Below are 12193 nucleotides of genomic sequence, written 5' to 3' on the forward strand. Positions count from 1 at the left end.
GTCCGCCGGGATGCAGGGACGGTCGAATGCCGGGGCGACTTTCGCCGCGGGCGGTTCAGATCAGCTCGTGAACCGGCTGGCCCGTGGTGTCGTCGATGGAATTGGCGATCTTGACGGGGCGGCCGATGGGGCTCATGTACTCCTTGGTCCAGTCGATCCCGAAGGCCTTGTAGACGGTGGCGTGCACGTCTCCCATGGTCACCATTCGTTCGGCCACGAAGGCGCCCCGCTCGTCGCTGGCGCCCACCACCTTGCCCCCCTCGATACCGCCTCCGCCCAGGATCATGGACCAGCAATGGGGCCAGTGGTCCCGTCCCCCCTTGGAGTTGAAGCGAGGCGTCCGTCCGAACTCGCCCATGACCAGAACGAGAGTCGACTCCAGCAGGCCCCGTTCTTCCAGGTCGTCCAGTAGCACGGGAAGGGATCGCTCCAGGCCGGGGACCAGGTTGTCCCGGTGTTTCTTGTCGTTGTCGGCGTGCGTGTCCCAGCCGTTGAGATCGTGGCCGGCCGCGGTGACGAATCGGCTTCCCGCCTCCACCAGCCGGCGCGACAGCAGCAGACTCTGTCCGAATCCGGTGCGGCCGTAGGCGTCGCGGGTCTTCTCCGGCTCCTTGGAGAGGTCGAACGCCTCCCGCACTTCGGAGGAGAGGACCATGTTCACGGCCTGCTCGGTGAAGCTGTCCATCTTGAACGCTTCAGCCCTCTCCATCTTCCGGCGGTAGGTGTCGTCCATCAGGGTCAGGAGCGAACGGCGGTCCTCCAGCCGTTTCGGCGAAATGGCCTTGGGCAGGCTCAGATCCTGCACCTGAAAGCCTTCGCTGTTGGGATCGGTGCCCACCACCATGGGATCGTACTTGGCGTCCAGAAACGCCCCCTTGAGGTAGGTTCCCTTGGCCCCCTGCGTGTAACCAGGGACCGCAATATGTGCCGGTACGTAATTTCTGGGGCCCCGTTCCCGCGTGACGATGGAACCGAAGGAGGGGAACTGCATGGCCGCCGTGGGCCGGTGTCCGGTGAGGGCGTAGTAGGTCCCCTGTCCGTGGTTGTTCTCCTCGGTGTGCATGGACCGGATGATGGAGACCTTGTCCATGCGCTTGGCCATGCGGGGAAGGAGCTCGGAGATCTGGATTCCGGGAACGTTGGTGGAGATGGGGTTGAAGCTGCTGCCGGCCTTGGGGTCCCACATGTCGACGTGGCTCGGTCCCCCGTCCAGCCAGACCAGGATGCACGACTTGGCGGTAGCGTTCGCTTCCACGTCGATGCCGGCTTCCGCAAAGACGCTCTTGGCCTGGAGATAGCGGCCGAGGCTGATGCCGAACAGGCTGAGGGCCCCGGTCCGGATGAACTCGCGCCGCTGCAGCAGCGACTCGGTGCAGGTCAGACAGCCGATCTTTTGGCCGGGCTTGGGTACGCTCATGAACGGATTTCCTTTTCAGATCAATACCAGATTTACCCGTCCTTCGGCCATCAATTCGAAGCGAACTCCCGGGACGTGATCATGGCCCACATGATGTCCTGCAAGGCCTCTTTCCGTGACTCACCGGAAGCAACCACGCGCTCCAGCCGGGATTGCTCCGTCTCGCTGGGCAATCGGCTGAACGCCCTCAGGTACAGTTCTTCGATGATCTCCCCATCCGTCCTGCCAACCTTTACGAGTTGATCGAGCCGGTTGCCGGGATGCGTGATCTTCTCCTGATAGGTCGAGCCGACCATGATGTGGAGCGCCTTCTTCAGGCTGGCGTCGTTCTTGCGCTCGGGGATGCTGGCGCGGTTGGGACGGTCGTGGATCTCCAGGAACGTGGACGAGTAGAGGTCGGGGACCCGGAGGTGAATGGCGCGGGTCCCGGCGGGAGCGACGCCCATCCAATTGTTCTTGAAGGTCTCGGGGACGCCCGTGACGTTGGAGATGGAGTCCAGGAGAATCTCGGCATCCATGTCCCGGCGCACCCGGCGGGAGTAATTGGCCACATCGTTCCGGTTGGTGGCGTTGGGAATGGCCGAGAGCTGATAGGTGCGGGACTTGGCGATGAGCCGCAGCAGGCGCTTGAGGTCGTAGCCGTTTTCGGCGAAATCCCGGGCCAGCTCGTCCAGCAACTCGGGATGCGTCGGAGGATTGGTGGAACGGAAGTCGTCCACCGGGTCGACGATCCCCCTGCCGAACATGTGTCCCCACATCCGGTTCACGATGGTCCGGGAGAAGTTGGGATGGTCCGTGATCCACTCGGCCAGGGCCAGTCGTGGATCGAATGACTTCTCCTCGGACAACGGCGTCCCGTCGGGAAACACCGGGGAGGCTTCCTGGCCGGTCCGGGGATGGAGGACCTTGACCGTGTCCTCCGACTCCTCGTAGTCGGGGACGCGGCCGGCCGGGTCCTCGAAGACCACGATGGCGCCCTCCGAGGTCCACTCGGTCCGGCTCAGCCGCCCGAAGAAGGCCGCCAGACCCCAGAACTGGTCCTGAGACCATTCTTCGAAGGGATGATGGTGGCACTGGGCGCAGTCCAGCCGGTAGCCCAGGAAGACCCGCATCTCCTCGGGCATGCCGTCCTCGGGTTTTGTAACCTCTCCGTTCTGCAGGAAGTGCCGGGAGGGTCCGTCGTTGCCCTGTGCCGAGATCCGCTCGAAGGCCATCTGGTCGTAGGGCTTGTTCTCGGTCAGGCTGTTTCGGATCCAGGCCCAGTAGACCAGGGAATGGGCCGGTGTCCCCGTGGAGGAGTAGGAAACCCGGTAAAGATCGCTGAAGCGGAAGGTCCAATAGTCGATGTACTCGGGCGTCTCCAGCAAGGTGTCGATGAGACGGTCCCGTTTCGCGGGATCGGTGCTGCTCAGAAACTCACGAGCTCGATCCGGCGGCGGAAGGGTGCCGGTCAGGTCCAGGCAGACCCGCCGCAGGAACTCTTCGTCGGAAGAGAGGCTCGAGGGGGCGATCCGCAGCTTCCGCAGTTTGGCGAACACGTGGCGGTCGATGAGGTTGTTGTCGGCCACCTGCGGGACCATGTGCACTGCATCGGCGATGACGCCGATCCGGGAGTTGGCCACCCTGCCCGGCGCCCGCACCAGCAGGGCCGTTTCTCCCGTGGCGACGGCCTCTACCCGGCCGGTGGGGGAGATCCGAACCAGTTCGGGGTTGACCGTCTCATAGCGCACCTGGTCCGTCAGGTCCTCGGTTCTTCCATTCCCCAAATGTCCGGTGACCAGCAACTGCCGGTGCTGGCCCTTCTCCAGGACCAGATAGGAGGGAAAGATCTCGATTCTCTCGATCCGGAGCTGTTCTTCTTCCCGAACCGGGGCGCCTTCCCGGACCCAGTCTCGAAGCGCCGCGTAATCGGCGGACTCAGCCGAGAAGCGGCTGCCTCCGCCATGGGGAATCTGGAACGTCGGCTTCTGCAGCAGCAGGCTCTCTTCCGGTTTTTTCGGATCCACTCGCGGCCGGATCGGTTCGGCGCTCTCGGGCGACAGGACCTGGTAGGTGCCGCCCTCCACGATCCAGCGGTGGTCTTCCTGGGGATGCCTGGCATCCAGCGAGAGCTTGAAGCCGCCGCGCCCCTTGACTCCGCCGTGACAGGCCGAATCGTTGCAGCCCCGCCGGGTGAGTATGCCGCCGATTTCTCTGGAGAAACTGAACGGTCTTGATGCCTGGCTCTCACGCACCTGGATCGAGGCCTGGGAAACCTGACCCTGAAATTCCGCCCTGATCGCCGTACCCCCGTTGTTGCGGGGGACGAGCTTCCCTTCGGCGCTCAAATCGGCGACGTCGCGGTCTTTCACCTCCAGGCGGGTGTCGGCGGTGACGTCCCGCTCCGTTCCGTCGGCGAATGCCGCCACCACCACCAGCCGCTGAGAGGCGCCGGCGCCCCACATTCGGATCTCCTGGGGCATCATGCGCAACGACAGAGCTTGAGGCGAGTGAGAAGGTGAGGGAGCAGGCGTTCCCGAAAAAAGCAGCGAACCGGTAAGAACCAGGACGATGGCCATCGATGCCCCGGCCGGAGCCCGGGTCCAGGGTTTCCGCTCGGTCGGCTCCGTCATTGCTCGTACTCCTTCTTGCCTTCGGCCGCCGCCGCACTCTGACCCGTGGCCAGCGTCATGATGGGGACCTGTCCCAGCGGAAGCCGGGCGCCGGTCCGGTCGCCCGACGTGGGTTGGGCCCAGAGACGAACGAGCTGAGGCATTTCGGTGGCCGTGGCGCCCGCGTCCGCCACGAAGGCCATCGTCACTCCCTTTCGAACCGGACGGAATCGAGTGATGTCGCCGATATTGCCGCTTTCCAGGCCCATGGGGAAATAATAGGCGCCCAGGAGCAGAGAGTCGGTGTAAGGGGCCGGGGTGGCCGGCAGGACCCGGACGCCGCTGGGGAGGTTTTCCGCCGAAACGGCGACGCCACCCTCGAAGCCTTCCTCCATGTCGCAGACCACGGTGAAGGTCTTGCTCTGTCCCGGCTCCAGGTTCACCCGGTCGGTGGTGGGTCCCAACCTTCGCCCCTTGACTCCCAGGACGTATTCCACCCGTCCCACGTGGGGGATCATGGGACGAATCATCAACCGGTAGGCCAGATCGGATCCTCCCCTTCGGGAGGTCAGGTCCCGGATCTGAAGCCGGTAGATCCCGTCTTGCTGAAATGTGAAGACCGTCTTTCGCTCCGTCGATTTGCTGACGTCGTCGCCGTCCCCGCCATATTCGAAGTGGATATTGTTGAAGACTTCCTCACCCTCCGGGTTCCAGACCCGGATCCAGGGATTGAATTGGGGAGGCGCGGCCTGTGGAGTTTCGACCTCGAAGACCAGGCCCTCTCCGGCCTTCGCCCGGAATCGATAGCTGTCCACGTCTCCCGGCGGGTCGATGGTCCCCTCCAGGAGCACGGCGGTGGGGACTTCCGGACCCTTCGAGTCGTTGGGTTCCTGCTCCTGCAATTGGGAGACGACCCGGTCCTGGGCCGCTTCTCGCCGGGACTCCGGCGCCGCCCCGGCGGTTCCTGTCCCAGAGGCAGGCTCGACACTTCGAGCCGCCAGCACCTTCAGCCGGTCGGGCTCCAGGGGCTTATGGAACGCACCATGTTGAGCGTACGCCCCCGAGTCCCGCTCCAGCCAGTCGGCCGGATCGGGATGGGCCGGCTTGCCCATGATCGTGGAAGAGTCGGGAGGTTCGGTGGCGATCCGGAGCAGGTAGACGAAGTCGGGATTTCCCTCACCCAGAAAGGAACCCATGGAGACCACATAGCGGCCGGCCTCTCGGAAGCGGTGCGTCGGCATGGGAAAGACGGCGAACTGAGCGCCCCACCCCTGCCGGCGCGACTGGAGCACCGGAACCCATGAGAGCGGCCTGGATTCCCAGGGCAGCCTGAGGAGTCGGTCCGGGTCGAACCAGCTTCCGGTGGGAGCGTAGAGATTCAACTCCGCCTCCGCGCTGTAGGGGATATAGATGGGAAAGGAGGTGAAGGTCTGGAAGTAAAACTGTTCGCCCTCTTCCGCTTGGAACGAGTACAGGTCGAGCTCCCCGTTGGCCTTGGTGGTGCCGGCGATGACGACCGGTGGCTGAATCGCCTGCTGATCCTCCGCGTCCCGTTCCAGCACCACGGGTTCGCGGACGACCTGGAAGTTCAAGGCATTGGACATGCCGCGGGGAGTGACGATCCGAAACCGGTGAAGCCCGACTGCGGCGTCCTCGCTGATCCGGAATTGCAGCCGGGCCCGATGTCCGGCCAACTCGGTCTGCTTGGCCTGTGCGTCGCGTTCCACCAATTCGTCGGGCGCCGCTTCCTGGATCTCCTCCAGCTTCAGAAACCGGACTTCCACGTCGTCGCACTCGCACTCGAACCAGGCGGCGTAGGTTCCCTCCATGTGCTGGCCCCGGACCGACACCTCCATCGTGGTGCCCCGTTCTCCCCCCAGCGGGAAGACGGAAAGGGTCTTGGGCTCCTTGGGCGCGGCCTTCCCGGAGTCGTCCGCGGCCCGGGAATCAGCCAGGAAAAGCAGCAAACTTGAGGCGATCAGAAGTCGGATCTTGATCATGGCTTCGGGTCTGCAATCGCCAGTCATGCTACCACACGGCACGGCCAGTTTCCGGCGTCCCGCGCCCGGTTTCTGCCGACAGCAAGTCTCGTAGTAGACTGACGGGGCGGCGCAGGCCGGCAATGCCGAACCCTGGCGCCGCTCGGTTGGAAAGATCCGGTGTCCGCATCAGCAGACGGGAGGAATAAGGCATTGAATTGTCCATCAAGTCCAAGGTTCGCATCTCGATTTCGGTTCGTCCGGATATCGCTACTCGCACTGTTTCCACTCTGGCTCCAGTTCTCCTGCAGTGAATCGGTCCCGCCCCAAGAGGACACGAAGCGGAGCCTGGTGGTTCCGCCGCCCGATTTCAAGGTGGCCTTCGTCGGAGACTCGGGCTACGGTCCGCGGACCGACCGGGTATTGGAGCTGATCCGGCAGGAAGGGGCGCATTTGGTTCTCCACCAGGGAGACCTCGGTTACGACGAGGGCAACCTGGAGGCGCCGGTCAACTGGCACTCGGGGGTCGAGCGGATTCTGGACGCGGCCGTCGAGGGAGGCCGGTTTCCCTATCTCTACAGCGTCGGCAACCACGACGTGCGGCACTGGCGCCAGCGGACCCCTCCGGGGTACAGCCGCATTCTCCAGGAACGGGTCGAGGGAACTCCCGGCCTGGAGTGCACGGGGGATCTGGGGGTGAAGTCCACCTGTACCTACCAGGGACTCTTCCTGGTGCTCTCGGGAGTGGGCTCCATGGGTCAGGGGCACCGGCAGTACCTGTCCGAGGCTCTGGAAGAGGGAGAGGACTTCCTCTGGAAAATCGCCTCCTGGCACAAAAACCAGCAGGACATGCAGGCGGGCGGAAAACGGGACGACACCGGCTGGGGGGTCTACCGGGACTGCCAGGAAGCCGGAGCCATCATCGCCACCGGTCACGAGCACTCCTATTCCCGGAGTTACACGCTGACCGATCTGGGCAACGAGGCGGCGGGCCACGGCGCCACCGGTTCCCCCGAGCGGATGGTTCTGGGAATGGGGAAGACCTTCGTTCTGGTCAGCGGGCTCGGGGGCAAGAGCGGACGGGACTACCACTGCGAACAGCACGAGGACGACACCTGGTGGGCCTCCATCTTCACCCGGAACTACTGGCTCAGAAACGGTGAAGTCAAGGAGAAGAACTGCTCGACCATGGACCCCGAGAGCAAGCAATACGCCCGGACGGTCCAGGAGTACGCAGACGGCGCCCTGTTCATCACCTTCAACCCGGGCGGCCAGACTCATCTGGCCCGCGGCGAGTTCCTGACGGTGGAGGGAGACCGGATCGACGAGTTCGAGATCGTGAATGAACTGGGTGCGGAGGAGGCTGCAGTCAGCGCGGCCGGCGGCGCCGGAGAGGGCGGATGAGAAGGCGCGACGCCCTGAAAGTGATGGCGGGTGGCCTGATGGCCGGGGACCTCTGGGCCCGGTCCGGAAGCGGGCGGCTTCAGGCCGCTCCGGACTTCCGACTCCGTTACATCCTGGCGTCCAGCCTCTATGGAACCCTGAAGCTGAAGGAGATCCTTCCCGAGGTGGCGCGGACCGGCACCCACTTCATCGACATCTGGCCCCGCGGCCATGCCGATCAGCGGGAGCAGATCGAGGAGATGGGTCATGAAGCCTTCGGCCGGCTCCTGCGGAAGCACGGCGTCCAGGTGGGGATCCTGACCCACTACGACTTGGGACCGTTCGGGCTTCAGGAGGAAATGAAGGTCGGCCGCCAGTGGGGGACCCGCATCCTGATCTGCGGCAGCGTCAAGCGGACCGGCGAGGGTCCGGAATCGCTCGAAGCCGAAATCGACGCGTTCATCGAAAAGATGAAGCCCCACGTGGCCGCCGCCGAGGAGGCCGGGGTGACCATCGGCATCGAGAATCACGGCTCGGCCCTGATCCGGAGCCCGGAATCCATTCGCTATCTGGCCGAAAAGTCTCCTTCACCCCGTCTGGGGATCGCTCTCGCTCCGTACCACCTGCCCCAGGACCCGGAACTCATCGCCGGGCTCATCCGGGATCTGGGCCCGAAGATGGTCCACTTCTACGCCTGGGAACATGGCAAGGGCGCCATGAAGAAGCTCCCCAAGGCAGAGGAAATGGAGCAGTTGCCCGGATTCGGCAGTCTCGACTTCGTCCCCGTCGTCCGGGCCCTCCAGGAGACCCGTTATGAGGGTTGGACCTCCATCTTCATGCACCCGGTCCCCCGGGGGATTCCCATCCTGCCCACCGCCCGGGAGGTCACGGAAGCCGTGAACCGGTCACGCCGCTATCTGGAGGAGTGCCTGAAGGCGGTCTCGTAACCCTGGTAAACCGTGCATTCCCCGGACCAGGAATCACGAGACTCGAATCACGCTAGCCGGGTGGAATTCACTTTGCCTGCGACCGCCCGGACTGCCGACTCGTCGACTTCGACGCCCAGGCCCGGTCCCTCGGGCACGATGTACTCGGCGCCGTCGACCTCGAGGGGCCGATGGAGATAGCGGTTGGCAACCGAGAAGACGGCCGGGTTGTACTCGGCGAGTCCGACATTGCTCGATGCAGCAGCGAACTGCAGGGCCGCGGCGATCTGGGGTCCCATGGCGATGCTGATGTGGGGGACGATCCGGGCGCTGGCGCCGACGTCCCGTGCAAGGCCGGCCGCTTCGGTGATGCCGCAACGGCCGATGTCAGGCTGCAACCACTGGGCGCAGCCGGATGCCAGGAACGGCGCCAGTTCGTACCGCGTACGATAGCACTCGCCCAATGCGATCGGGGTGCGGATTTCAGCCGCCAGATCGGCGTGGTCCTCCGGGAATTCCGGAGCCAGCGGGCACTCGAGCCACAGGGCTCCACGATCGTCAAGCTTTCTGCAAAAGCTGCCCGCCGAGTCCCCGTCAAGCCGCCAGAGAGCGTCCACCGCAATGGAAACCTCCGGTCCCAAAGCTGCGCGCAGGCGGTCGATGAGATCGAAGAGTTCTTCTTCCGTACGGTCGTAGAACAGTTTGAAGATTCGAAATCCCGCGTCCCAGGCTTCCCGGGCCCGCTCGACTCGATCCGCGTTCGTTGCGCCCGGGAGCCCCGAGAGGTAGCACGGAATCCTGCTCTTGGGGGCGGAAGACGACAGCAGGTCCGCGACCGAAGTCCCACGAGCCTTGCCGGCCAGGTCCCACAGGGCGATGTCGACTCCGGCAATCGCATCGACCATGAAGCCGCCCGTCTGACCGCGAACGCGCATGGTCGAGTACATCCGATTTCGCAACGATCTCACCGTATCGGGAGAACCGTCGAAATCCTGGTCCTCGACGGCCGGGCGCAGCAATTGATCCATGATCAGGCACACTACATCCGGAGCGAGCGGGGCCTGGGCGTCTCCCCATCCGGCCAGGCCCGACTCCAGGGTCACCTTGACCAGGGCGGCTTCGAAATTCACCGAATAGAGCGTGCTGCTGGTTTCCGACCAGCGGTAGTCAAAGCCGCTGGCAGCCAGCGCGGCCGGGCTGCCGGCGGTTCCTGTCACCTCTGCGGCGTCACGCGGCAGCCTGACCGAAAACGCCTCGATTGAAGCGATTCGATCTACCGGCATGGCTGACTGTTCGTCCCAACCAATTTTCGCAGAGCCTCAAGCTCGCTCAACCCGTGTTCATCGAGCGAGCGGGTTGGATGGCGAACCATGGCGTTCTCGACAACACCCGCATGCACGAGATTGTGCTTCATTGCCGAAATGCCCAGTCCGGGCTGCAGTTCATACCGGATCAAGGGCAGCGCCCGCTGGAACGCTCTCCATGCCGATTCGAGCTCACCGTTCTCAAGCGCGCTCCAGATCGAGCAGAAGACCGAAATCAGGTCGCTGCCCGGCATGGTTCCCTGGGATCCCCGCTGCCACTCCTCGATCATGAACTGCCCGTTCAGTCCTCCCAACAACCTCAGCGTGTCACCGGCGGCTTCGAGCGTCATGGTGATCTTGGGGGCGGTCGGCGGAGCTTCGATCTTCGCGTAGTCCACATGCTCGATTTCGCGCGCCAGGCGTGCGAGCAGCGCCGGAGGCATAACGACCTGCGTGAGCAGGGGCGCATCCTGCACCATGATGGGAATCCCCACCGCGTCGCTGATCGCTGCATAGAAGAACATCAGGCCGTCGGCATCCGGGCGCAAGTAGTACGGCGGCAAGACCATCAAGCCGGCCGCACCGAGCCCCTCCGCTTCTTTGCAGGTTTCCACGGCGGCTTCCGTGCCGGTGGCTCCGACGCCGGCGATCACCGGGGCCCTGCCGTCCAAATGACGCACCAACGCATCGAGCACCAGCCGCTTCTCTGAAGGGAGGAGAGCGTAGCCCTCGCCGGCGTTGCCGAAGGCGCCGAAGCCGTCGCGGGCTCCGTGCGCCTGCAGATGGTCAACAAGCCGCAGCAGGCTGGCCACGTCGACCTTGCCGTCGCCCTTGAACGGCGTTACGAGGATGGGGATGACCCCTTGGAAAGCGTTCTGCATCTTCGTCTTCTTCGTAACGGAAGCGGCCGCCGCTCCCCTACCACATCGACTTCTTGTCCCCCCACGGGTGACGGAGAAGCTCCTCCTCAACGAGCTCGGTCCCCCATCCGGGACCGGTGGGAATCTTCATGTGGCCGTTGACGACTTCGGGCGCATGGGTGGTCACATCGTCCCTCCACGGCACGTCGTCGATATCGGCCTCCATGATGCGGACGTTGGGGAGGACTGCGCAGAGGCTGGCGCTCATGAAGGTGGCCAGGTGGCTGTAGTAGTTGTGAGGAGCGACGTTCAGTTGGTAGGTCTCCGCCAGGTCTCCGATCTTCTTGGCCTGGGAGAATCCGTTCCAGGGCACGTCTACCATGAATACGTCGGCCGCCCGCAACTCGAAATAGGGAATGAACTCCCGCATGTAGATCAGGTTCTCCCCGGTGCAGATGGGCGTGGAGGTCGATTCCCTGATGTCCCGAATGGATTGGGGATCGTACATGTCGATCTCCAGCCAGAGCAGGTCGTAGGGCTCCAGGGCGCGGGCGATCCGGCGGCAGGCTTCCGGTTTGAAGTTGAAGTTGAGGTCCAGGTTGATGTCGATGTGGGGTCCGACGGCCTCTCGAAAAGTCGCGATGATGCTCACGATGTGATCCAGCAACTGTGGAGTGATGGCTTGGTCCGTAGTGCCGGGACCGCTCGCGAATCCGGGAAAGTAGGCGAACGGATCTTCTCCCGGAAAGATGATGTTCGTTTTCAATGCGGTGTAGCCCTTGGCCACCACCTCACGGCCCAGGACGCCCACGTCCGACAGGTTCCGGAGAGGCTCGCACCGAACGTGGCGATAGTGTGCGGTCCGGGTGGTTCCGCAATGCGACCAGTAGAGGCGGACCTCCTCCCTCAAGGGTCCGCCGAAGAGCTCCACCACTGAAATGCCCAAGGCCCGCGCCTTGATGTCCAGGAGCGCCAGCTCGATTCCGGCGATCCCCTTGGCCGCGATGCCGCCCGGACTCTGGCGGCTGCCTCGGATCATGTCCCAGAACCGCATCTCGAAGGCCCGCGGATCCTTTCCCATGAGCACCGGCTTCAGGTCGTTGACGACACCCACCACGCCCCACGGATTCTTGCCGTCGCTGCACTCGCCGTAGCCGGTCACCCCCTCGTCGGTCTCGATCTTGACGAATACCCAGGGTCTCCAACCGGCGTCCACGACGAAGGTCTTGATCTCGGTGATTTTCATGGCGCTGCTGCCTCGTCTCTGAAAAGGTTCCGAGAGAGTATGCCTGAGAATGCTACCCGTGCAAGCCTTACCGAATGGCCCGGCGCGGAGCTGGCACCGTCATATCGACTGCCAACGCCGTGAGTATGAGACCATGGAGTCATGAAAGCGGCTGTCGAACTTGATGACGCTACCTTCCGAGAAGCCAGTACCCTGGCCGCCGGTCGCGGGATGACGTTGGAGCAGTTTGTCGCTGACGCAGTCCAAGAGCAGCTCCGTCGGTACTCCCGTGACGCCAATATTCGAGACAAAGAGTCACCTTGGATGGCCGGTTTCGGCGGGCTGGCCGACCTCAAGAACGAAAATCGGTGTGTTCTACGTATGATCGAGGAGGAGTTCGAGGGGCCTGACTCGTAACGATTGCGTGATCCTCGATACGACTTCTTGATTGTCCCCGACGCATTTTCAGAGTCGCACCGGGCGTGCTAATCTGGTTTCCACTCATCAG

9 protein-coding genes are annotated in these 12193 nt (G+C 63.8%); 3 read left to right on the forward strand and 6 right to left on the reverse strand.

Features of this window, described 5'->3' with window-relative positions; translation table 11 throughout:
• Positions 1-55: 55 nt before the first annotated feature.
• Genes OXT71_00585 through OXT71_00595 form a run of 3 tightly spaced genes read right to left on the reverse strand, consistent with a single transcriptional unit; the run spans position 56 to position 6008 of the window.
• Positions 56-1417, reverse strand: a complete 1362-nt coding sequence (locus OXT71_00585) for a DUF1501 domain-containing protein (GenBank protein ID MDE2924883.1) — start codon at positions 1415-1417, stop codon at positions 56-58.
• Between the two features lie 50 nt (positions 1418-1467).
• Positions 1468-4029 (reverse strand): DUF1553 domain-containing protein, encoded by a 2562-nt coding sequence (locus OXT71_00590; GenBank protein MDE2924884.1) that lies wholly within the window; start codon positions 4027-4029, stop codon positions 1468-1470.
• Complete coding sequence (locus OXT71_00595) at positions 4026-6008, reverse strand: hypothetical protein (GenBank protein ID MDE2924885.1); 1983 nt, start codon at positions 6006-6008, stop codon at positions 4026-4028. Before OXT71_00595 ends, OXT71_00590 begins: the two co-directional genes overlap by 4 nt.
• Positions 6009-6338: 330 nt before the next feature.
• Between OXT71_00595 and OXT71_00600 the strand changes: the two genes are divergently transcribed.
• Both OXT71_00600 and OXT71_00605 read left to right on the forward strand, forming a co-directional pair.
• Positions 6339-7391, forward strand: a complete 1053-nt coding sequence (locus tag OXT71_00600) for a hypothetical protein (protein MDE2924886.1) — start codon at positions 6339-6341, stop codon at positions 7389-7391.
• Positions 7388-8317 carry a sugar phosphate isomerase/epimerase gene (locus OXT71_00605; GenBank protein ID MDE2924887.1) on the forward strand — a complete coding sequence of 310 codons (930 nt, stop codon included), beginning with the start codon at positions 7388-7390 and terminating at the stop codon, positions 8315-8317. Before OXT71_00600 ends, OXT71_00605 begins: the two co-directional genes overlap by 4 nt.
• Positions 8318-8364: 47 nt before the next feature.
• On the opposite strand, the gene OXT71_00610 is transcribed toward OXT71_00605, so the two are convergent.
• The 3 genes from OXT71_00610 to OXT71_00620 are packed head-to-tail and all read right to left on the reverse strand — an operon-like array spanning position 8365 to position 11706.
• Positions 8365-9579 (reverse strand): mandelate racemase/muconate lactonizing enzyme family protein, encoded by a 1215-nt coding sequence (locus OXT71_00610; protein MDE2924888.1) that lies wholly within the window; start codon positions 9577-9579, stop codon positions 8365-8367.
• Positions 9570-10481 carry a dihydrodipicolinate synthase family protein gene (locus tag OXT71_00615; protein ID MDE2924889.1) on the reverse strand — a complete coding sequence of 304 codons (912 nt, stop codon included), beginning with the start codon at positions 10479-10481 and terminating at the stop codon, positions 9570-9572. The genes OXT71_00610 and OXT71_00615 overlap by 10 nt, the downstream gene beginning before the upstream one ends.
• 37 nt (positions 10482-10518) lie before the next feature.
• On the reverse strand, positions 10519-11706 hold the full coding sequence (locus tag OXT71_00620) for a mandelate racemase/muconate lactonizing enzyme family protein (GenBank protein ID MDE2924890.1): 1188 nt from the start codon (positions 11704-11706) through the stop codon (positions 10519-10521).
• A 141-nt stretch (positions 11707-11847) separates the two neighbouring features.
• On the opposite strand from OXT71_00620, the gene OXT71_00625 reads away from it, so the two are divergent.
• Positions 11848-12102, forward strand: a complete 255-nt coding sequence (locus OXT71_00625) for a hypothetical protein (GenBank protein MDE2924891.1) — start codon at positions 11848-11850, stop codon at positions 12100-12102.
• The last annotated feature ends 91 nt before the right edge of the window (positions 12103-12193 follow it).

The sequence above is a fragment of the Acidobacteriota bacterium genome, from assembly GCA_028874215.1.
Taxonomy (GTDB): domain Bacteria; phylum Acidobacteriota; class UBA6911; order RPQK01; family JAJDTT01; genus JAJDTT01.

Coding starts and splice junctions, on each gene's coding strand:
- OXT71_00585 (MDE2924883.1), bottom strand. CDS start 1,417: ATGAGCGTACCCAAGCCCGGCCAAAAGATCGGCTGTCTGACCTGCACC.
- OXT71_00590 (MDE2924884.1), bottom strand. CDS start 4,029: ATGACGGAGCCGACCGAGCGGAAACCCTGGACCCGGGCTCCGGCCGGG.
- OXT71_00595 (MDE2924885.1), bottom strand. CDS start 6,008: ATGATCAAGATCCGACTTCTGATCGCCTCAAGTTTGCTGCTTTTCCTG.
- OXT71_00605 (MDE2924887.1), top strand. CDS start 7,388: ATGAGAAGGCGCGACGCCCTGAAAGTGATGGCGGGTGGCCTGATGGCC.
- OXT71_00610 (MDE2924888.1), bottom strand. CDS start 9,579: ATGCCGGTAGATCGAATCGCTTCAATCGAGGCGTTTTCGGTCAGGCTG.
- OXT71_00615 (MDE2924889.1), bottom strand. CDS start 10,481: ATGCAGAACGCTTTCCAAGGGGTCATCCCCATCCTCGTAACGCCGTTC.
- OXT71_00620 (MDE2924890.1), bottom strand. CDS start 11,706: ATGAAAATCACCGAGATCAAGACCTTCGTCGTGGACGCCGGTTGGAGA.
- OXT71_00625 (MDE2924891.1), top strand. CDS start 11,848: ATGAAAGCGGCTGTCGAACTTGATGACGCTACCTTCCGAGAAGCCAGT.